This window comes from Flavobacterium sp. W20_MBD1_R3, assembly GCF_052119725.1.
Lineage (GTDB): Bacteria > Bacteroidota > Bacteroidia > Flavobacteriales > Flavobacteriaceae > Flavobacterium.
This window is the reverse complement of sequence record NZ_JBGQOR010000020.1, coordinates 1-20,073: the sequence shown is the minus strand read 5'-3', so window position 1 is coordinate 20,073 and position 20,073 is coordinate 1. Positions and strand designations below refer to the sequence as shown.

The following is a 20,073-nucleotide window of genomic DNA, read 5'->3' as shown; positions in this document are numbered from 1 at the left end:
TTGTGACCCGACTGGGGCTCGAACCCAGGACCCCATCATTAAAAGTGATGTGCTCTACCAACTGAGCTATCGAGTCATTTTCTTCCCTTGAATGCGGGTGCAAATATAAGGACTTATTTTGGAGTTTTCCAAGCAATTTTATTATAAATTTGTCTTTTTTAAACAAAAATACTCAACACCTTAATTTGTAAGGTTTTATTCAGATGAAAAAAATTATTTTATTAGGTTATATGGGTTGTGGGAAGTCCACAATTGCAAATAAGTTGTCTAAAGTTATCCAAATTCCTTTTGTAGACTTGGATGAAATGATAGTAGAAAAGATGAATTTGTCCATAAATGCTATTTTTGAAAAGCATGGAGAAATTTATTTCAGAAAATTAGAACACGATGTTTTTATCGAATTGTTAAATGCTCCCGAGTCTTTTATTATAGGTTTAGGTGGAGGAACTCCTTGTTATGCTAATAATCATGAATTGTTAAATGGAGACAATGTTGTTTCTATTTATCTAAAGGCTTCTATTGAAACGTTGTTTAACAGATTAGCTTTTAATGCAAGTAAGCGTCCGCTGATTGCCGATAAAAATCCTGAAGAGATGAAAGAGTTTATAGCAATGCACCTCTTCGAAAGAAGTTTTTATTACAACCAAGCGCAATACAAAGTTGTGGTTGATGACAAAACAATAGATCAGACTGCTACTGAAATTGCAGATCTCTTAGCTTAAATACGCATAATTAGTGTCGTTTTCATCGAAAACAACTTGTACATGCTCTAATAACGAAGTAGAAAGGGAGATGCCTTTAAAATCTGCTTTTACAGGGTATTTTTTGTGATTTCTGTCTACAAGTACCGCGGTTTTGAATTTTTTCAAAGGGACACCTATAAAGTGTCTTACGGCATAGATGAGTGTTGTTCCGGAGTTTAATACATCATCTACAAGAACCAATCCTTTATCAGTATACTGTTCTTTTGATAACGAAGTGTGAATGGGTAATTGAGGATTTTGTTTGTTGATCTGCACTTCGCAAAGTGAAACTTTAATAGGGGAAATAGTTTCCAGTACGGAGGCTATTTTTTTTGCGAAAATGAAACCATTACTGGCAATTCCCGCAATGACTATTTCCTCTTCGTCTACGAAAGTTTCATAAATTTGGTATGCAATTCTTTTTATTTTGTGCTCAATTTCCTGATTTGTTAAGATGATATTTTTGCTCATTGTTTTAGTATCTGGTATAACGGTTAGTGTTGTGCGGCTCTTGTGGTCTAGTAAAAGACTAAGATTTAGGCTTCATCTTCGTCTGTAATTATTTCATTGCCAAATTCATCAATATCTCTTCGGTCTTTTTTAGTAGGTCGTCCAGTTCCATTTTTGCGATAATGTTCTTTGGATAATTTCAAGAGTTCAAGATGTTGATAGGCTTCTGCAGGAGTATCGTTTCGTCTGTAAATGTCAACCAGTTTAGCTCCGACACGATTTTCCGGGATATCTAATACCGTGATGATTTGGGTAATTTGGTCTTTTCGAAACGTGATTTTGTCAGTAGCGAAAACTTCCTTTGAAGGCTTGGCAACAAGGCCATTAACGGTTACATGATTCTTTTTGCAGGCCTCTGTTACCATATTTCGGGTTTTATAATACCGTACACACCATAAATATTTATCTATTCTCATAAATTTTCTAAAATAGGAGTTAAATTGTTTACAAAAATCAATCAATATTGTATCTTGCGCACTTAAAAAAATTAGCTATAATGAACAAATTTAAGTATTATTTTATTCTATTAATTACAACTATCTCTTTATTTTCATGTTCAAAGGATGAGGCTGCTGAAATTCAACCACCTAGAGATTTCGCAGTGCAATATGCTACTGATTTAACAGATATTGAAGAATATTTAAAAAATTATTATATCACTGTGGTTGATCATGCTGGTTTTCCAGATGATCAGGATGTTACTTTTACAAAAATTGAAACAGGCGGAACTCAACCTTCTGTTTATTCTTACTTAAATAGCAGCACGTTTCCTAAACTTTTAAGCAGAGACGTTAGTCTTCATGATATAACTTATAAGTTGTATTACTTAGTTCTTAGAGAAGGAGCGGGCGAATCTCCTACTAATGCGGATGCAGTATTGGCTTCTTACCAAGGAGATTACTTATCCCGTGCAACGGTTTCGGAAGTTACAACACTTTCTACTACTCAGTTTGAGGTGGTAAAAAATCCACAACAATTCTTTAGTTTGCTTACTACAATAGTAGGATGGGGAGAAATTTTTCCACAATTCAAGACAGGGACATATTCCTCTAATACGGATGGTACAGTTACCTATGAAGATTTTGGAGCAGGAGTGATGTTTGTTCCATCTGGATTAGGGTACTATAATTCAGGTAGTGGATCTATTCCGTCTTATGCACCTCTGGTTTTTAGTTTTAAATTATACGAAATTAACAGGTTGGATTCAGATGGTGACGGAATCTTAAATTTTCAAGAAGATCTTGATGGAGACGGTTACATGCGCGTTTTAGCGACAGGAGTGGTGAACCCCGATGATACGGATGGTGATGGAATTCCAAACTTTTTAGATACCGATGATGATGGAGATGGTGTGAGTACCAGAACGGAAATTACAGATGCTGATGGTGATTTAATTCCTTTTGAATCTATCCCGAGCTGTGACGGAAATACTACTAATCCTGCAAGAATCAAAAGACATTTAGTAAAATGTAATTAAAACATACAAATCAAAAAAAATCCAGTTCAAGTGAACTGGATTTTTTTTTGGTATAAATAAAAGGAAGGTATTATTTTCTTCTCATAACTCTTTCAACCGCTTCAACAATTGCTTGGTTGTTCAATTTATATTTATTCATTAATTGTTCTGGTGTTCCAGATTCTCCAAAGCTGTCATTTACCGCTACAAATTCTTGTGGTAAAGGACTGTTCAAGGCTAAAACTCTAGAAATGCTTTCGCCAAGGCCACCTAAAATATTGTGTTCTTCAGCCGTTACAATACATTTTGTTTTTTCTAATGATTTCAAAATAGCTTCTTCATCCAATGGTTTGATTGTGTGAATGTTGATTACTTCAGCTGAAATTCCTTTTGCTTCTAATGCTTCAGCTGCTATGAGAGCTTCCCAAACTAAATGTCCTGTAGCAACAATAGTTACATCGGTACCTTCACTTAAAACAATTGCTTTTCCAATTTCGAAAGGCTCGTCAGCGGGCATAAAGTTAGGCACAACCGGACGACCAAAACGCAAGTAAACTGGGCCATGGTGATCTGCAATTGCCAATGTGGCTGCTTTTGTCTGGTTGTAATCACAGGTATTGATTACCGTCATTCCCGGTAACATTTTCATTAAACCAATATCTTCCAGGATTTGGTGCGTTGCTCCGTCTTCCCCTAAAGTTAATCCGGCGTGTGAAGCACATATTTTTACATTTTTCTCTGAATACGCAACTGATTGACGAATTTGATCGTACACTCTTCCTGTAGAAAAGTTAGCAAAAGTTCCTGTGAAAGGAATTTTTCCTCCAATAGTTAAACCGGCAGCTATTCCGATCATGTTAGCTTCTGCAATTCCAATTTGGAAAAAACGTTCTGGGTGATTTTTCTTGAAATCATCAAATTTCAAGGAACCAATTAAATCCGCACAAAGTGCTACAACATTCTCATTTTTTTGACCTAATTCAGTCATTCCCGCTCCAAAACCTGAGCGAGTATCTTTACTTCCTGTATTTGTATATTTTTTCATTTTCTAATTTAGATTTTAGCAGTATTCTACTGAACACTTATTACTGAGCTCTGAACACTTTCTAGTAGTCGCTTTCTCCTTCAGTATAGTTTTGACCTAAAGCAATTTCAAGTTGTGCATCATTTGGCGCTTTACCGTGCCAAGCATGACTATACATCATAAAATCTACACCATTACCCATTTCAGTATGCAACAATACACAAACCGGTTTTCCTTTTCCAGTTCTTGATTTGGCATCATTCAGTCCGGCAATAATAGCTTCAATATCGTTTCCCTTTTCAATTTCTAGAACATCCCAATCAAAAGCTTCAAATTTAGCTCGGATACTTCCCATTGGTAAAACCTCATCAGTTGTTCCATCAATTTGCTTTCCGTTTAAATCGATTGTAGCAATTAGGTTGTCCACTTTTTTTGCAGAAGCATACATGATTGCTTCCCAGTTTTGACCTTCTTGTAATTCACCATCACCGTGCAATGTATAAATAATATGGTTGTCACCATTCAATTTTTTTGCTTGAGCAGCACCAATCCCTACTGACAATCCCTGTCCCAGAGAACCAGATGCGATACGCACTCCCGGTAATCCGTCATGGGTAGTTGGGTGTCCTTGTAACCTTGAATTGATCAAACGGAAACTAGCTAATTCGGCTACTGGAAAATAACCGCTTCGTGCTAAAACGCTGTAGAATACAGGTGAGATATGTCCGTTTGAAAGAAAGAAAATATCTTCTCCAATACCGTCGATATCAAAACCTTCTTTACGTTCCATTATATTTTGATATAAAGTGACTAGGAATTCAGTACAACCTAGAGAACCACCGGGGTGTCCTGAGTTGACAGCGTGTACCATTCTAAGAATATCTCTTCTGACTTGGATTGTTAAATCGCTTAATTGTTGTGTGTTCAGTTTCATTTGTGTATTAAATTAGACTGTGCAAAGGTAATCAGATATTTTGATTTAACCAGACTTCCGTTTTTAGATTTATCAATAGTTATTAAGGATTGCTTTTTAGTGCCAATACTATTTTTAAGAATTCTTGATTATTTAGTATCTTGCAACCATGTTTCAACAATTATTCAAAAGTATTCAGGAAAAAGTGATACTGACTCAGGAAGAGATGGAGTTGTGTAAAACTTTTTTTATTCCTAAAAAGTTGCGCAAAAAACAAACCCTGTTACAGCAAGGAGATATTTGTATTTACAATACCTTTGTTGAAAAAGGAATTCTTCGCTCTTTTTCCATAGATGAAAAAGGAAATGAACACATCGTACAATTCGCTATTGAAGGCTGGTGGATCACTGATTTGTCCAGTTTTCTCACCAATAGCAACTCCATTTACACTATTGAAGCGCTTGAGGACTCTGAATTGCTTTTGTTGACAACAGTGGCGAGAGACGCGTTGATGGATAAAATACCTATGTTCGAAAGGTACCAACGCATATTACTACAAAATGCCTATATCGCCAATCAAGCCAGAATAAATTCGGCTTTAACAGAGACGGCCGAAGAAAAATATACCAAATTAGGAAATGCTTATCCCGGAATCGTCAAGCGGGTTCCACAACACATGATTGCCTCTTACCTTGGTCTAAAACCGGAAACATTGAGTCGGGTTCGAAAGCAAATTAACAATAGAGGTACTTTATAATTGATGTAGATTAACAGAATTTCTTGTTTATATCAACGAAAACTTTTGCAATACAGCCTTACCTTAGGGACATAGATAAAAGTCAATGTCAAACAGAACGACATTTATGATTCTAGGAGTTTCAGAAACCAAAAGTATTTTTGTAGCCAAACAGATAGCCAAAACGAATTCCGTTTTGCTGTTTGATCAAAATGCAGCTAAACTTTTGGAGGTTTACACCGAAATTATTTCAAAGAACCCAAAGGCTATTGTTGAGATGATGATTTGTCCAACCAATGCAAGTTGGGAAGTAGATATTATTATGCTTTCAAATAATGCTGCAACAAATGTTACTCTTCTTGAAAAAATTAAAAAAGTGGCTACTGGTAAATTTATACTTCAGAACGCTAGTTTTAACCGTACTCATTAACCCTTTTTATTTTAAAAAAACCGACTGGTGCAGGCTGCAATGACTCAAAGGCGTTCTAATAATGAAGGGAATATAACTATAACACTGACGACAAAATAGTACGAACAAAGGGCAATTGCGAGCTTTTTGTGAATTTATAGATGTTGTTTTTTTGTTTGCTGTTTTACATCAAAGTAGGTATCACGCATGTTGATTAGATATATTTGCTAAAAAGGAACATCGCTGTCATCATCCGGATCATTCAAATTGCTTCCAAAAGCGTCATTGGCCGAAGGTAAATTTTTAGCTACAAAAGGGTTGTCATCCTGATTCATACTCGATGGCAAATCATCATATCCGGCACTGTAATCCTCCAAATTGTCAAATTTTCCAAGATGTCCTATAAACTTCAAACGTACATTTTCGATACTACCGTTACGGTGTTTCGCAATCATAATTTCTGCCTGACCCGCTGTTGGTGAAGCTTCGTCATCATCCCATTCGTCAATTTTGTAATACTCAGGACGGTATAAAAAAGAGACAATATCGGCATCTTGCTCAATTGCTCCTGATTCCCGAAGGTCAGAAAGCAAAGGTCTTTTGCTGGATCCACGGGTTTCTACCGCACGCGACAATTGCGAAAGTGCAATAACGGGAACGTTTAATTCTTTGGCTAACGCTTTCAAGTTTCGGGAAATTGTTGAAATTTCCTGCTCTCTATTTCCGCCACCTTTGCCGTTTCCACCTGCCGTCATCAATTGCAAGTAATCAACAATGATAATTCGAATTCCGTGTTGCGAAACTAAACGTCTGGCTTTTGCTCTTAAATCAAAAATCGATAGAGACGGGGTGTCATCAATAAATAATGGTGCTTTTTCTAAATTTTTAACCTTGGTACTCAACTGTTCCCATTCGTGTTTTTCCAATTTTCCCGTACGTAATTTTTCTGAAGACAAACCTGTTTCTGAAGAAATCAAACGGGTTATTAATTGTACCGATGCCATCTCCAGTGAAAACAACGCTACCGGCATTCCGTAATCAATAGCCATATTGCGGGCCATTGACAATACAAATGCTGTCTTACCCATTGCAGGTCTTGCAGCAATAATAATTAAATCACTAGGTTGCCAACCGGAAGTAATCTTGTCTAACTTGTCAAAACCAGTAGCAACACCACTCAAGCCTTCTTGACCGGCAATTTCTTCAATTCGTTTTTTGGCCTGCAACACTAAACTCTGTGCCGTCTCCGAACTTCGTTTAATGTTTCCTTGTGTTATTTCGTATAATTTAGTTTCAGCTTTGTCTAATAAATCAAAAACATCAGCTGTTTCATCGTAAGAATCTTCAATGATTTCAGTTGAAATCCGAATCAAACTGCGTTGAATAAATTTTTGAAGTATGATTCTGGAGTGAAATTCAATGTGTGCAGAAGAGGATATCTTTTGCGTGAGCTGAATTAAGTAAAAATCACCACCTGCCAAATCTAATTTGGCATTTTTTTTCAGTTGGGCAGAAACAGTTAATAAGTCAATAGGCTGTGTTTCTGTAAACAGTTGGACGATCGCTTCAAATATGTGTTTGTGTGCTTCTTTATAAAAAGCATCGGGTTGTAAAATATCAATTACATCATCAACTCCTTTTTTATCAATCATCATGGCACCCAGCACAGCCTCTTCTAAATCGAGAACTTGAGGTTGCAATTTTCCTTTTTCAAGGCTTATTATAGTAGTTTTATCAACCTTAACAGGATTTATATTTCTGAAGTTTTCCATGGAGCGAAAGTAACAAAAATTAAAAAAAAATAGTCGTTGAGTTGTTACAAATAATTGTTCATAACTAACTATTTTTTGTTTATAACCCAAAAAAAATCCGAAACGGCGCCGTTTCGGATTGATTAGTAATTTGTAAGATATTACTCTTTATATTCACCCATTTTACAGTATTTATCCATCCTTTGGGCAACTAATTGATCTGTTGATAAGTCTTTTAATTCTTTAAAACCTTTCATGATATATTGCTCTACTGTTTTAAAAGCCGTAGCTCTGTCGTAGTGTGCTCCGCCTAATGGTTCCGGGATGATATCATCTACTAATTTTTGTCTTTTCATGTCAGAGGAAGTCAATTTCAAAGCTTCAGCAGCTTGTTCTTTGTATTCCCAGCTTTTCCATAAAATAGAAGAGCAGGATTCAGGAGAAATAACGGAATACCAAGTGTTTTCCATCATATAAACTTTATCACCAACCCCTATTCCTAATGCGCCACCAGAAGCTCCTTCACCAACGATAACAGTGATAATAGGCACTTTTAAGCGAATCATTTCAAATATGTTTCTGGCAATCGCTTCTCCTTGTCCGCGTTCTTCGGCTTCTAATCCAGGATAAGCTCCGGGAGTATCGATCAAAGTCAGCACAGGAATGCCAAATTTCTCTGCCATTTTCATCAAACGCAATGCTTTTCTATATCCTTCGGGATTGGCCATTCCAAAATTACGGAACTGACGTGTTTTAGTATTAAATCCTTTTTGTTGGCCCACAATCATAAAAGATTGTCCGTCAATTTTTCCTAAACCACCAATCATGGCTTTATCATCTTTAAAACCTCTGTCGCCAAAGAGTTCTAGAAAAGTATCACCACATAAAGCGCGAACATGATCCATAGTGTATGGACGGCTTGGATGTCTGGAAAGTTGAACGCGTTGCCAAGCAGTCAAATTTTTATAGATTTTTCTTTTGGTCTCTTCTAGTTTTTTGTTTATTTGTTTGCAAGTATTTGTTACATCAACATCTGATTCCTCACCAATAACGAGACATTTTTCTAACTGTTCTTCTAGTTCTTTTATTGGAAGCTCAAAATCTAAATATTCCATAGGATTTTTGCGTTTTTGTTTTTATTTCGAACCGCAAATATAAAATTTTAAATCGTTCGAAAAGGTAAATATTCTATTTATGTGTAAAAGATTGCTTCTCTAAAGTGAGAATTTCTTATTTAATTTTGCCTTTTTGATAGTGTTTAATAGCACCATTCAAGATTACTGTGATCACGATTATCAGTGCGCCTATGTAAAATTCAAAACTCATTTTTTCTTTTCCGCCAAGGATGAAATACGCTAATATTATTCCGTAAACCGGTTCCAGATTAGTAGTCAGCATTACGGTATACGGCGTTAATTTCTGCATTACTTTGACTGAAGCCGTGAATGCATAGGCAGTGCAAATAGAGGCTAATAATAGAATTAAAATCCAATTATTAGCCGTCAATATGAAAAAGTCCAAGGTGAATTTTCCTTGGAATACATAATAAATAGAAATGAAACCAACACCGGCCAGAAACTCATAAAAAGAGATTACGGAAGGATCGTGATCTACAATCAGTTTCCCGTTCATTAATGTAAATAAAACGCCTAATATAATAGATGCTAAGGCGTATAGCATTCCGTCGAGATAATTGATTTCGACCTTTATAATTAATGCTAGTCCCGCAATAATAATGAGTCCAAAAAAGACTTCGTACCATAATATTTTTCGATTATAGAACAGTGGTTCTAAAAGTGATGCGAAAAATGCACCCAGCGAAAAAATAGAAAGGGTTATGGATACGTTAGAAACATGAATTGCCTTGAAAAATAAAATCCAATGCAAGGCAATCAACAAACCGACAAAAATTAATTTAAAAAATGATTTTAGCGGAATCCGGAATGATTTTTTCTTGAACATGAGAAAAAAAGCTAAAAAGATACCGGCAAAAAACATGCGGTACCACACCAGAGCATCTGCTGTTATGGTAATTAAAGCGCCTAAAATAGCGGTAAAACCCCAAATAAAAACAATTAAATGGAGGTTCAAGTAACTTTTTAAATTATCGTTTTGCATTTCGTAATAAATAAATGGCTAAAATTCCAAAAGCGATATTGGGCAACCAAACCGCCAGTAGGGGAGGAACACTCGATTTTTCAGCAAGAACACCAAAAATTTTATCAAAAAATACAAAGGCAAAAGCCAATGCAATTCCTATGGCCAGATTGGTTCCCATTCCACCGCGTCGTTTCATAGAAGAAACGGCTACCGCGATAATGGTTAAAATAAAGGCAGATATTGGTACACTGTATTTTTTATATAAAACCACTAAATAGATGTTAATATTAGAGGAGCCGCGTTCTTTTTCTTTAGCAATAAAAGTATTTAATTTTCCTAAACTCAGGGTTTCTGCGATATAGACAACCGGGGTCAAATCTTCTAAATCAAATGTAAAAACAGCTTCCTTTTGGGGTAGTTTCTCAATGTTATCATTCAAAACTCCCACCGTTCTTTTTGTGTAATCAAACATGGTATAGGTGCTGTCTTTTGGATTCCATTTGATTCTGCTAGCCGTAATTTTGTGAACGAGTTTTTCATTTTTAAATTTTTCCAGTGAAAAATTAAAAGCTGTTTTAGACTCCGTATTAAAACTATTTACATAAATAAATTCGTCATCACTAATCTGGCGATATACATCGGTATTGTCACCGCGCATCGCCTCTTTACCACCGCCTTTCAGGTACGTGTACCTGAAGTTATTAAAGCCCTCACTGGCTGCCGGGACTACAAAAAATCCCATTAGCAACACAAATACAGAGACAATTGCTGCACCAATAAGATACGGTCGTAAAAAGCGTGTAAAAGAAATTCCAGAACTTAAAATGGCAATAATCTCTGTATCATTTGCTAGTTTTGACGTGAACCAAATCACCGATAAAAACAAAAATATCGGAAAAAGGGAATTGGCAAAATAAACGGTAAAGTTGTAGTAATAAAGTGCAATCTCCATAAAAGGAACTTTATTTTCCAACATTTTATTGATCTTCTCGGATACATCAACAACAATTCCAATAGGGATAAACAACAACAGCATCACCGCAAATGTGGCTAAATATCTTTTTAGGATGTATTTGTCTATTATTGTTAACATATTTTTGGGGTATTAGGTGTTAGATTTTGGGTTTTGGTTACTAAAACCGATTACCCATAACCTAATTTACAATCGCTGGTTCATATTTTTCACCATCATCTCTTTCCAAGGTTTGAAATCGCCCGCTAAGATATGTTTTCTGGCTTCACGAACCAACCACATATAAAAACCAAGATTGTGTATCGTAGCAATTTGTTTTCCTAGGTATTCATTGGCTGCAAATAGGTGGCGCAAATACGCTTTCGTGTACTCGGTATCCACAAATGTGATTGCCATTTCGTCAATAGGAGAAAAATCAGCTTCCCACTTTTTATTTTTAATGTTTATGGTACCATTTGCCGTAAACAGCATTCCATTTCTGGCATTCCGCGTAGGCATCACACAATCAAACATGTCAATTCCAAGGGCTATATTTTCCAAAATATTTATCGGAGTTCCCACACCCATCAAGTAGCGAGGTTTGTCCTCGGGTAGAATTTCGCAAACTATTTCAGTCATCGCGTACATTTCTTCGGCAGGTTCCCCTACTGAAAGTCCGCCAATCGCATTCCCTTGTTGGTTGCTATTGGCTATATATTCCGCTGATTGTTGGCGCAAGTCCTTATAACAACTTCCCTGAACAATAGGAAAAAAGTTTTGTTCGTAGCCGTATTTAAATGGCTGCGTGTCTAAATGATTGATACAACGATCTAACCAGCGATGCGTCATTTTCATCGAGCGTTTTGCGTAATTGTAATCACACGGATATGGCGTACACTCATCAAAAGCCATGATAATATCGGCACCAATGGTGCGCTGAATTTCCATCACATTTTCAGGTGTAAAAAAGTGGTACGAACCATCAATATGCGATTTGAATTTCACGCCTTCTTCCTTAATTTTTCTATTGGCCGAAAGGGAGTACACTTGGTAGCCACCGGAATCTGTCAAAATATTACGGTCCCAGTTCATGAATTTATGCAAACCACCAGCTTTCTCGAGGATTTCTGTTTGAGGACGCAAATATAAGTGGTAGGTATTTCCCAGAATAATATCCGGATTAATGTCTTCTTTCAATTCCCGTTGATGCACTCCTTTTACCGAAGCTACGGTGCCCACAGGCATAAAAATTGGAGTTTCAATCACTCCGTGATCAGTAGTAATAGTTCCCGCTCTGGCTTTAGACAGCGGATCTTTTTTTAATAAATCAAACTTCATCTAGTATTTTTATTGTTTTTTCGGTCAGATGCAATGCGCAAATAAAAGTAGTTTTATCAAACATTTATCAAAGCGCAGCACACAGCAACGTAATTCACCCGATTGTTCGGCCGGCAAAGATAGGATAATTTGAAACCTACATCAAAAAAATGTTTGTCATCTCCTCAAAGAAAAAAGCAGCTTCCGTCCACCTAAAATTCAAATGCTTTTAACACGGAAATTATATAGTATAACACTCAAAAACACAATTGCCCTGTAGTGTATTTTATTTGGCGTGCCCTAAAAATGGGGCTATGCGTTGCGTTTTTTTATTCCGCTGCGCTTCATAAAAGGATTTCCGTTGCTAACGAAGTTCACTGAACTCCTATAAAAAACATCAAAAAGGGAGGTAATCCCTCACGCAAGATACGCAGCTCTGGCGAAAGGGAATCCCATATAATTTATTGATTAAAGTCGTTTTTAGACGGTAATTAATTTTTTAAATTATCTAGTTTCCTACATAAAAAGTAGTTGAACTTTAGTGGTCATCCCAATCGCTTTCGAGGCGCTTTTCAATTTTATTTTAGAAAAATATTTATTTGATGTAGGTTTCAAATTAATCAGTTTTTGCCCAAACCAAAAGTTTGATTCAGCTTTTTAGACTGCAAGACGGTAAAATCTTTACCAGATTGTATCTTTATGCTTCTTTTTTACTTTTATTTGATATAGACAAGTGATTCTGATTTTTCTATTAGTTCGCCTATTGGTTCGGCATAAAGCCCCTTACTTTTTAGAATTGATTCCACTTTTTGGGCAGCCTCTTTTTTGACAGCAATCAATAGTCCGCCACTAGTTTGTGGATCACATAAGATGTGTCTTTGCTTTTCATCTTCAATGTTAAGTTTGTGACCATAGCTATCCCAGTTTCTTAGTGTACCACCAGGGACGCACTTTTTATCTATGTAGTCATGAATCTCGTTGAAAACAGGCACTTTGTTATAATTAACAATAGCAGACACATTGCTTCCTTCACAAACTTCAAGTAAATGGCCCATGAGTCCAAATCCAGTTACATCAGTTAAGGCGGTTACTTCTTCCATTTCTGATAGCTCTAATCCAACATCATTTAAAATAATCATCGAATTAGCAGCAATGTCTTTGTGTTCGTCTTCTAAAAGGCCTTTCTTTTGTGCAGTAGCTAAAATTCCCACACCTAAAGGTTTAGTTAGATAAAGTATACTTCCTGATTCTGCTTTATCATTGCGTTTTAAGTTAGAGATTACAACTGACCCTGTAACTGCTAGTCCAAAAATAGGTTCTGGATTATCAATACTATGACCACCAGCAATTATTATTCCTGCATCAGCGCAGGCCTTTCTGCCGCCTTCCATTACTTGAGCAGCCACTTCAGGGGCTAATTTATCAATGGGCCATCCCAGTATTGCAATCGCCATTAATGGTTTTCCACCCATAGCATATACATCGCTTAAAGCATTAGTAGCTGCAATCCTTCCAAAAGTAAAAGGGTCATCTACGATGGGCAAGAAAAAATCAGTAGTACTTATAATTCCTGTTCCATTTCCCATATCGTACACTGCAGCATCATCTCTGGTGTCGTTTCCTACTAAGAGACGGCTGTCTGCCATTTTTGGGCTGTTAGATTCTAATATTGTAGTTAAGACTTTTGGTGATAATTTGCATCCGCAACCTGCACCGTGACTAAAACTTGTCAGTTTTATACCTTTGTTCATTTTCTTTATTTGAGTAAGTTTATTAAAAAACCGGCCGTTTCCTCAGGATTGACGGTTGGGGTTTTAAATTCTAGAATTCCAGAATTTTCACGTTTTTGTAATCCCTTTAAATAGTATTTATCATAATACAAAAGGGTAATTTCTACTACTTTATCATAATTCCTCTTTTCAAGCTCTTCCTGAGCAAATTTGGCATTATCGTATCCAAGCCTTTTAGTGATTCGACTAATAGCATCTGCTAATTTGTCATGGCTGAGACTTGCGTAAGTGGTAACAAGATGTTTTGTTCTTTCCTCTAAAGGAACGTCTAAAAAATACACAGGCATTTCTTTCATTTTATTATAAAATGAATCTGGAATAGAAATAGTACCAATCAACCTACTTTCGTCTTCAACCCAGATGGGTAGCTCCTGATTTAAGTGCTTAACTATCGAAAATAGATTGTTTTCAAATTGCTCTGTTGTTGGTTGTGGTGGAAGATCTATCCCGCCAAAAGCCGAACCTCTATGATTGGCCAATCCTTCTAAATCAATTACTTGTTGTCCTTTCTTTTTTAAAGAATGTAGTATCTCCGTTTTACCAGTACCAGTATATCCGCCTAGAATTTTAAGATCAAAGGGTTGCTCAAAAAATTGTAGTACATAATTTCGGAAAGCTTTGTACCCTTTTTCAATGACATAAACCTTTTCAAAGCCATTCTCGATAAGATGATCCGCAAAAGCATTACTTCGCATCCCTCCACGCCAACAATGTATAGCAATCTCTTTGCTAGGTGCAATTGCGACAGCTTTAGTTATAAAATCATTCAGTTTAGGTTTTACATATTCAAACCCAATTTCAATGGCTCGTTCTTTTGATTCTTGTTTATAAGCAGTGCCCACTACTGCTCGTTCTTCATCAGTAAATAGCTCAAGATTAGTAGCATTTGGAATATGCCCTTTAGCAAACTCTCCGGGTGACCTCACATCAATAAGTGGGATATGCTCTAAATTTTGAAAGTAGAAGGCTACGGAAATGATTTGTTTCATAACAAGGTTTATGTAATCTTTCAAAGGTACACATATTATAGGCGGTAAGCTTCAATTTTTATGGGAGTACCCCTTTTATCTTTAGGAGGAGTATCAGAAGAAACGGAAGCTAAAGTTTCACAGGAAACAAAAGTGAATCCGAATCAGGATAAATAATCGTTTTACTAGCAAAGAAGTGCTTGTGACGCTAATTAGGAATTAAAGTTTAAAGCCCAAAGTAAAAGCGTTAAAATTCATCTTATTTTGACACGATATATTTTCGTAAATCAGAGGTCAGAATATCATTTAGTTCCTTTTTATTACTGGCAGCAGTTTCAATAAAAGCAAATCCAAATACAGGATATTTATTTATATCTAATTCTCTAATTAATACCGGTTTTTCAAAATCTTTAGCAAGATCTAAATAGTTAAATTCTAAAATATCCGAAGGGATTATTCCCGAATTGTTATCCAAAATAATGACACTAAATATTTTATTTTCTTTTCCTTTGAATATAGCATCCCAGTCTGGTTTTTTGTTTTCACAAAAGCATTTGTATTCATTAAATCCTAAAGTTACTCCCATAAGGTCAGCCGTAGTACAAAATCCACCAAATCGTAATGGGTTTATTTCGATAGGGATTATTTTCCCATTTTCATCTATGCGGACTTCTGCGTGAGCCGGGAAATTTTTTAAATGTAACTCTTTACCAATTTTACTTAAAAAATATTCAAGATCAATTTTATACTTTTCAATGATTGCTTTGGATGTTGAATAAACGCGATCACTTGTATCTGTTCCGGAGGAGAAGAAGTGATGTAAAACGTTTAACAAAACAGCATCTCCATTATTGTCGTAATAATAATCGATGGCATATTCTTCTCCACGAATAAATTCTTCAATAATAAAAGTACTAGTGTTTAGTACATTTTCAGGAAAGATACTTTTAAGTTTATCAGGTTGTAACTCACTTTTAGCTTTTATCCAGTCTTTCTCATTTTCTACGATATGAACTCCTATACTAAAGAAACCAACAGCAGGTTTAATCACAAAAGGGAACCGAATTTCATCGTCGGATAATCGTTGGATTTCTTGAATACTTATTTGCTTGAAATAAAAGTCGGGAAATAACTCTTTTATAAGTTCTCTAAACTTTACTTTATTTTTTAAAACGTGTAATTGACTTGATAATTCACTTTCTCCATAGTATTGATCGATCCAGGCTAATGCGTTCTCTGAATTGCTATAAAGAGAAATTTCTGGATTGTTTTTTAGTAAAGCGAGTGCTTCCTCTTCGGCTATCCATGCCAAAGAATCATCTTTCACCAATTCTTTGGCTACTTTGGTTGCAATTATTTTATAATTATTGTCTTTTATTGTTTGGATAAGAAAATCGGAAACAAAGGGCTTGTCTATTAAGAACATAGTGGTTACTTATTTTTTAATTCAATTGTTAAAGCAGGACGTTTGGCACTTTGAGCAACTCTCCATCCGGTTTCATAGATCCACTTTGTCATCTTAGTCAGTTTTAGATAATCAATTTTATCTGGGCTATCAAAAGGGGTGTGGTAGTCAGGGTGCAATAAGGTGGTGAAAAATAGTGCTGGTACATTAGCTTGAGCATAAGGAAGATGATCGCTTCGGTAGTACCAATTTTCAGGGTGATCTGCAGCATCCCAAGAAGTATCTACTTTGAAGTTGGCAATACTTTTATTAGCAGCTAAGGTGATAGCTACTAGTTCAGACGAATTAAGATGCGGTTCTGTTGCGCCTAATAGCGCTGCGGAATCAGGTGCATTGCGTCCTATCATATCGCCATTTAAAACAGCAACTATGGAAGACAGTTCAACGGTGGGATGGCTAACAAAATAGCGAGAACCCAATAAACCCCTTTCCTCAGATCCGTGCCAAACAAATAAAGCCGATCGCTTAGCAGGTTGTGTACTCCATGCATTCCCTATTGCAAGCATTGCTACCGTAACGGATGCATTATCATCAGCACCGTTCCAGATAGGATCACCGTTAACAGCAGGTCCTACTCCGTCATGGTCCTGGTGACCGCTGAATAACACATATTCCTCTTTCAGTTTAGGATCAGTTCCATCAACCTTAGCAACAACATTAACAGAAGGATAGTCAAAATTCTCTACCTTCAAGTTAGTTTTTAAATAAGCGCCTTGTTTAGAAAATACATTCTGTAACTTTTTACTTGCCAAGATAATTGGTACCGTAGCTGCAGTAGAGGATTCGCCACCTTCAATTCCATAACTTCCTTCTTGATAATGAAAGCCCGTAAATGAAATAAGTGATTCTACAGTATCATCAGCAACAAAAATGATAGCAGTAACGCCACGGCTGAGGAGTTCTTTTCCCTGCCGACTCATCGCAGAAGCGGTATAACGATATTGCCAGAGGCTCACCCAGCTTGGAATATTGGGAGTAGGAGGCATAATATTCAGAGCTACAATTTTCCCTTTCAGATCGATAGTATTATCCGGCATTTTGTCCAACCAAACCACAGAGCCTTCTAGTTTAGTGTCAACCAAATTAGTTGGCCAAATCTCTTTCCAAAGATCTAGTGCTTTACCATTTACACTAACAGTGCTACTATTAGCCACGCGACTGCGTTTGAGATTAAAGAACTGAAAGTAGGTTCCATCTTCGCCTGCAGGTTTAAGGCCGGCTTCACGGGCCTTTTGAGCCACCCAAACAGAAGCTCTCATTTCGCCAAGTTCTCCTCCTCGTCTTCCCCGAAAGGCGTCACCCGCCAGCTCATATAAATCATCTTTTAGATTTTGCTGCTTGATTTTATCTAATTGCGGCGCTGTGCTTTGCGCAAAAAGCGAAGTGGAAATAAATAATATTAAAAGAAGAATTTGTTTGGATTTCATAAGATTTATTTTAAAAAAAATGGATAAGCTTTATATCGTAAAGGATCTATAATTATTGGTAGGTTCTCTGTAATCGCTAATCAATAATACAGTCTTTCCAAATGTATAGATAATCTTTTATTACAAATCATCAAAATGACTTTTTATTTGCTGAATGCTTTTGGTACTTCGATGGCTGTGAGTTTTACTACTATTACGCTCTAATAATTCCTAAATATCTCGCAAATCAGTTTCGTTTACTAAAAAATGTGTGGCATAGCGATTCTATTTATGACTTTATTTTGTAGTCTCGTTTCTTAACCGTTTATGAGTGACATTAATGTAGTCCAACCAGCAAAACGTGACTTTCGATTACAAGGATTACCGAGTAGTGGATATGAAAAAGCAAATGATACTGACCCATAAGGAATTTATCAGGTGTTTTGCGTTGCCTATTTTGCCTAAACGTTTTACTTAGTCAGTTCGCCCTTTGGGCTCGGGTGTCAAGATCCGACACTACGATTTTTTGAGTAGCACTTGGAAGCGACAAAAGCTGAAATTTTTACAGGAAAAACGTAAGGTAAAAGTTTTAGAAAAAGTAGAAAAGAAGTCCTTTTTTACCTAAATGTCCGTGTTGTAAAACAGGAAATTTACACCGAATAGCAGTCTTTGACCAGCGTGGTCCGCCTGCTTGGTATCTTGGCGGTGGCCAAAGTTCAAGTTCCTGTAAAAGCTAAATTATGGGTAAGGGAACTTGTGTACCAAAGTGATGGAAAACACGAAAAAAACTAAGCAGAAAACACTCCAAAAAAAAGAGGCTCGCTTGCCTCTTGTAATTCTCTCTAAAATCTTTACGACAACTCCATAGTGTTAATGGACGTACAATCGGTTCCGTTCAACCCAGGTTTCATTGTTTGTGCTGCGCACGCAACGAATCCCTAGCTGTTGGGGATGTTTTTTTATTTTTATAGTGTGATATGGTTAAAGACAGCATTTTGTCTATAACATTTTATTACTAATTTTAATGGTTTATTATAGAAGCCTTCATTATTTATAATTTGATAAATTCTATAATTTTTGGTGTCATAGTAAGAATTATAATCTGGACAACATTCATATTTATGCCAATCTTTTGATAATTCTTGATAATTTTTTCTAAATCTTATTCTTGTTATAGGGTCAAACAATTCGTTTTCAAGGTCTTGATTTTCATTTGAATAACCATTCAGCACTTCTGTACTATCTTTTTCTGTTACAGTTGTACAATTTAATAAAGAAAACATCATTTCAGAAATTACTTTACGACCTATTCCTAATGTGTCATTTAATTTTAATGTATTCAAAGCCTGAATAAATTCTTGATTGAAATTAGTTTTAGTCTTTTTTACGTTTGGAATTGTTTTTTCATTTTTAAAACCCCAATAATCTCTATATGTATTTGATAAAAATGGAATAGCGTAACATTGATTTTTTGAGTTAATTAAAACTAATATTTTTTGTGGGTCATTCAGACTGTCTGGTTCAGAACGGAGTTGAAGTTTAAATTCATTTTCTCCATAAGTAACACTTCTGACGAGTTTATAATATTCTATTTGCTTTGATTTACCTTTTCTGAATTGCGGAAAATTATTAGTCAAATCGGAAATTGCTTTTTCCACATTCGGCTCATTATTTAGTTGTTTGCAACCTATTGAAAATATAGATATAAACGTAAAAATAGAAATTCTTATTAATGTTTTTATTTTCATTAAATATCTGATTTTTTTTATTTACGATTTTTTTTCCAAAATATCCGCTAACGTCTTGATACTACAGTGGGTTTGGGACTAAATTAAGCCCATTCTTCGGATTTGCCAAATCTTCCAATTACAAGACCAATTTCAAATTAAGCCTAATACCCAAATTGCTTGTAGCGTGTGTTGAACTAAACCTTCGGTAGCACCATTGTAGAATTTGATTATCTTACGAAGATAACTAAAATAGAATAGTATGACTACAAAAAAAAGCACCCTGATGCGTTAAGAGAAAACAAAATCCTGAACCAAGCCAAACGGGAAGTTCCGGGTTTCGAGGAACTTTTAAATCGATTTGAGCGAACAGTTTCAGTCTTGGGCAGAAGCCAAAGCACATTCAATAATTATTCGCGCCATGTAGCGGCAATTTCGCTGTATTTCGGAAAAATCCCCACCGAATTAGACGCGGAACAAGTACAGGACTACTTATTTTACCAACAAAAAAAGTCCAAAACACCTTCTCAAACGTATTTTAAACACTGCGTTTATGGACTTCGGTTTTTACTTAAATCCGAAGGATTGCCGTATGAGTTTCTAAAGTTGCCCTCTATAAAGCACGAGAAGAAACTCCCTGTTGTTTTGAGCAAAGAGGAAGTTTGGGCGATGCTTCAAGGTGCCAAACTACTTAAACACAAAATTCTTATCGGTTTGCTCTATGGTTACGGACTTCGCTGTATGGAAGCCCGAAGTGTACGATTGCAAGATCTAGATTTTGACCGAAAACAACTCAAAGTGGTTCA

Annotated in this window: 19 protein-coding genes, 1 tRNA gene and 1 pseudogene; 6 read left to right on the top strand and 15 right to left on the bottom strand. The window is 36.1% G+C overall.

Features of this window, described 5'->3' with window-relative positions:
• Positions 1-3: 3 nt before the first annotated feature.
• Positions 4-76, bottom strand: a tRNA-Lys gene (locus ACEN2F_RS14455).
• Positions 77-203: 127 nt separating this feature from the next.
• Here ACEN2F_RS14455 and ACEN2F_RS14450 point away from each other — a divergent pair.
• A complete protein-coding gene (locus ACEN2F_RS14450) occupies positions 204-722 on the top strand; it encodes a shikimate kinase (RefSeq protein WP_441740480.1) in 519 nt (172 codons plus the stop codon).
• Here the strand turns inward: ACEN2F_RS14450 and ACEN2F_RS14445 are convergent.
• Entirely contained in the window at positions 714-1,214 is a 501-nt protein-coding gene (locus ACEN2F_RS14445; RefSeq protein WP_441740478.1) for a phosphoribosyltransferase family protein, read from the bottom strand. The genes ACEN2F_RS14450 and ACEN2F_RS14445 overlap by 9 nt on opposite strands.
• A gap of 65 nt (positions 1,215-1,279) precedes the next feature.
• Positions 1,280-1,669 carry an RNA-binding S4 domain-containing protein gene (locus tag ACEN2F_RS14440; protein ID WP_126455727.1) on the bottom strand — a complete coding sequence of 130 codons (390 nt, stop codon included), beginning with the start codon at positions 1,667-1,669 and terminating at the stop codon, positions 1,280-1,282.
• 80 nt (positions 1,670-1,749) lie between these two features.
• Here ACEN2F_RS14440 and ACEN2F_RS14435 point away from each other — a divergent pair, with 80 nt between their 5' ends.
• Positions 1,750-2,730, top strand: a complete 981-nt coding sequence (locus ACEN2F_RS14435; RefSeq protein ID WP_441740476.1) for an FKBP-type peptidyl-prolyl cis-trans isomerase — start codon at positions 1,750-1,752, stop codon at positions 2,728-2,730.
• 70 nt (positions 2,731-2,800) lie between these two features.
• On the opposite strand, the gene ACEN2F_RS14430 is transcribed toward ACEN2F_RS14435, so the two are convergent.
• Together ACEN2F_RS14430 and ACEN2F_RS14425 are read right to left on the bottom strand one after the other, a co-directional pair.
• Positions 2,801-3,754: a transketolase family protein gene (locus ACEN2F_RS14430; protein ID WP_441740474.1), complete on the bottom strand. Its 954-nt coding sequence runs from the start codon at positions 3,752-3,754 to the stop codon at positions 2,801-2,803.
• A 61-nt stretch (positions 3,755-3,815) separates the two neighbouring features.
• On the bottom strand, positions 3,816-4,667 hold the full coding sequence (locus tag ACEN2F_RS14425; RefSeq protein WP_441740472.1) for a transketolase: 852 nt from the start codon (positions 4,665-4,667) through the stop codon (positions 3,816-3,818).
• Between the two features lie 148 nt (positions 4,668-4,815).
• On the opposite strand from ACEN2F_RS14425, the gene ACEN2F_RS14420 reads away from it, so the two are divergent.
• Positions 4,816-5,403, top strand: coding sequence for a Crp/Fnr family transcriptional regulator (locus ACEN2F_RS14420; RefSeq protein WP_441740470.1), 588 nt, complete (start codon positions 4,816-4,818; stop codon positions 5,401-5,403).
• Between the two features lie 85 nt (positions 5,404-5,488).
• Positions 5,489-5,812 carry a hypothetical protein gene (locus tag ACEN2F_RS14415; protein WP_441740468.1) on the top strand — a complete coding sequence of 108 codons (324 nt, stop codon included), beginning with the start codon at positions 5,489-5,491 and terminating at the stop codon, positions 5,810-5,812.
• Positions 5,813-6,018: 206 nt separating this feature from the next.
• Here the strand turns inward: ACEN2F_RS14415 and dnaB are convergent, their stop codons facing one another.
• The 9 genes from dnaB to ACEN2F_RS14370 form a co-directional block, all read right to left on the bottom strand.
• A complete protein-coding gene (gene dnaB, locus ACEN2F_RS14410) occupies positions 6,019-7,563 on the bottom strand; it encodes a replicative DNA helicase (protein WP_441740466.1) in 1,545 nt (514 codons plus the stop codon).
• Positions 7,564-7,703: 140 nt separating this feature from the next.
• The gene (locus tag ACEN2F_RS14405) at positions 7,704-8,657 is read right to left on the bottom strand and encodes an acetyl-CoA carboxylase carboxyltransferase subunit alpha (RefSeq protein ID WP_441740464.1); all 954 of its coding nucleotides are present in this window, start codon (positions 8,655-8,657) and stop codon (positions 7,704-7,706) included.
• 115 nt (positions 8,658-8,772) lie between these two features.
• Complete coding sequence (locus ACEN2F_RS14400) at positions 8,773-9,660, bottom strand: DMT family transporter (RefSeq protein ID WP_441740462.1); 888 nt, start codon at positions 9,658-9,660, stop codon at positions 8,773-8,775.
• Positions 9,647-10,735 carry an LptF/LptG family permease gene (locus ACEN2F_RS14395; RefSeq protein ID WP_441740460.1) on the bottom strand — a complete coding sequence of 363 codons (1,089 nt, stop codon included), beginning with the start codon at positions 10,733-10,735 and terminating at the stop codon, positions 9,647-9,649. Before ACEN2F_RS14395 ends, ACEN2F_RS14400 begins: the two co-directional genes overlap by 14 nt.
• Before the next feature lie 66 nt (positions 10,736-10,801).
• Positions 10,802-11,932 (bottom strand): tRNA guanosine(34) transglycosylase Tgt, encoded by a 1,131-nt coding sequence (gene tgt, locus ACEN2F_RS14390; protein ID WP_441740459.1) that lies wholly within the window; start codon positions 11,930-11,932, stop codon positions 10,802-10,804.
• A 695-nt stretch (positions 11,933-12,627) separates the two neighbouring features.
• A complete protein-coding gene (selD, locus tag ACEN2F_RS14385; protein WP_441740457.1) occupies positions 12,628-13,662 on the bottom strand; it encodes a selenide, water dikinase SelD in 1,035 nt (344 codons plus the stop codon).
• Between the two features lie 5 nt (positions 13,663-13,667).
• Complete coding sequence (gene mnmH / locus ACEN2F_RS14380; protein WP_441740455.1) at positions 13,668-14,690, bottom strand: tRNA 2-selenouridine(34) synthase MnmH; 1,023 nt, start codon at positions 14,688-14,690, stop codon at positions 13,668-13,670.
• A gap of 238 nt (positions 14,691-14,928) precedes the next feature.
• Positions 14,929-16,095, bottom strand: coding sequence for an ATP-grasp domain-containing protein (locus ACEN2F_RS14375; protein WP_441740453.1), 1,167 nt, complete (start codon positions 16,093-16,095; stop codon positions 14,929-14,931).
• 5 nt (positions 16,096-16,100) lie between these two features.
• Entirely contained in the window at positions 16,101-17,561 is a 1,461-nt protein-coding gene (locus tag ACEN2F_RS14370; RefSeq protein WP_441740451.1) for a M28 family peptidase, read from the bottom strand.
• 334 nt (positions 17,562-17,895) lie between these two features.
• On the opposite strand from ACEN2F_RS14370, the pseudogene ACEN2F_RS14365 reads away from it, so the two are divergent.
• Positions 17,896-18,277: pseudogene (locus tag ACEN2F_RS14365) on the top strand (transposase); the annotation flags it as partial.
• A 228-nt stretch (positions 18,278-18,505) separates the two neighbouring features.
• On the opposite strand, the gene ACEN2F_RS14360 reads toward ACEN2F_RS14365, so the two are convergent.
• Positions 18,506-19,288 carry a hypothetical protein gene (locus ACEN2F_RS14360; RefSeq protein ID WP_441740449.1) on the bottom strand — a complete coding sequence of 261 codons (783 nt, stop codon included), beginning with the start codon at positions 19,286-19,288 and terminating at the stop codon, positions 18,506-18,508.
• Between the two features lie 360 nt (positions 19,289-19,648).
• On the opposite strand from ACEN2F_RS14360, the gene ACEN2F_RS14355 reads away from it, so the two are divergent.
• Positions 19,649-20,073, top strand: a 425-nt coding sequence (locus ACEN2F_RS14355; RefSeq protein WP_441740447.1) for a tyrosine-type recombinase/integrase, incomplete at its 3' end; no start/stop codon positions are given.

Coding starts and splice junctions, on each gene's coding strand:
- ACEN2F_RS14405 (WP_441740464.1), bottom strand. CDS start 8,657: ATGGAATATTTAGATTTTGAGCTTCCAATAAAAGAACTAGAAGAACAG.
- selD (WP_441740457.1), bottom strand. CDS start 13,662: ATGAACAAAGGTATAAAACTGACAAGTTTTAGTCACGGTGCAGGTTGC.
- ACEN2F_RS14435 (WP_441740476.1), top strand. CDS start 1,750: ATGAACAAATTTAAGTATTATTTTATTCTATTAATTACAACTATCTCT.
- ACEN2F_RS14360 (WP_441740449.1), bottom strand. CDS start 19,288: ATGAAAATAAAAACATTAATAAGAATTTCTATTTTTACGTTTATATCT.
- ACEN2F_RS14430 (WP_441740474.1), bottom strand. CDS start 3,754: ATGAAAAAATATACAAATACAGGAAGTAAAGATACTCGCTCAGGTTTT.
- mnmH (WP_441740455.1), bottom strand. CDS start 14,690: ATGAAACAAATCATTTCCGTAGCCTTCTACTTTCAAAATTTAGAGCAT.
- ACEN2F_RS14440 (WP_126455727.1), bottom strand. CDS start 1,669: ATGAGAATAGATAAATATTTATGGTGTGTACGGTATTATAAAACCCGA.
- ACEN2F_RS14445 (WP_441740478.1), bottom strand. CDS start 1,214: ATGAGCAAAAATATCATCTTAACAAATCAGGAAATTGAGCACAAAATA.
- ACEN2F_RS14395 (WP_441740460.1), bottom strand. CDS start 10,735: ATGTTAACAATAATAGACAAATACATCCTAAAAAGATATTTAGCCACA.
- ACEN2F_RS14415 (WP_441740468.1), top strand. CDS start 5,489: ATGTCAAACAGAACGACATTTATGATTCTAGGAGTTTCAGAAACCAAA.
- ACEN2F_RS14420 (WP_441740470.1), top strand. CDS start 4,816: ATGTTTCAACAATTATTCAAAAGTATTCAGGAAAAAGTGATACTGACT.
- tgt (WP_441740459.1), bottom strand. CDS start 11,932: ATGAAGTTTGATTTATTAAAAAAAGATCCGCTGTCTAAAGCCAGAGCG.
- ACEN2F_RS14425 (WP_441740472.1), bottom strand. CDS start 4,667: ATGAAACTGAACACACAACAATTAAGCGATTTAACAATCCAAGTCAGA.
- ACEN2F_RS14370 (WP_441740451.1), bottom strand. CDS start 17,561: ATGAAATCCAAACAAATTCTTCTTTTAATATTATTTATTTCCACTTCG.
- ACEN2F_RS14400 (WP_441740462.1), bottom strand. CDS start 9,660: ATGCAAAACGATAATTTAAAAAGTTACTTGAACCTCCATTTAATTGTT.
- dnaB (WP_441740466.1), bottom strand. CDS start 7,563: ATGGAAAACTTCAGAAATATAAATCCTGTTAAGGTTGATAAAACTACT.
- ACEN2F_RS14375 (WP_441740453.1), bottom strand. CDS start 16,095: ATGTTCTTAATAGACAAGCCCTTTGTTTCCGATTTTCTTATCCAAACA.
- ACEN2F_RS14450 (WP_441740480.1), top strand. CDS start 204: ATGAAAAAAATTATTTTATTAGGTTATATGGGTTGTGGGAAGTCCACA.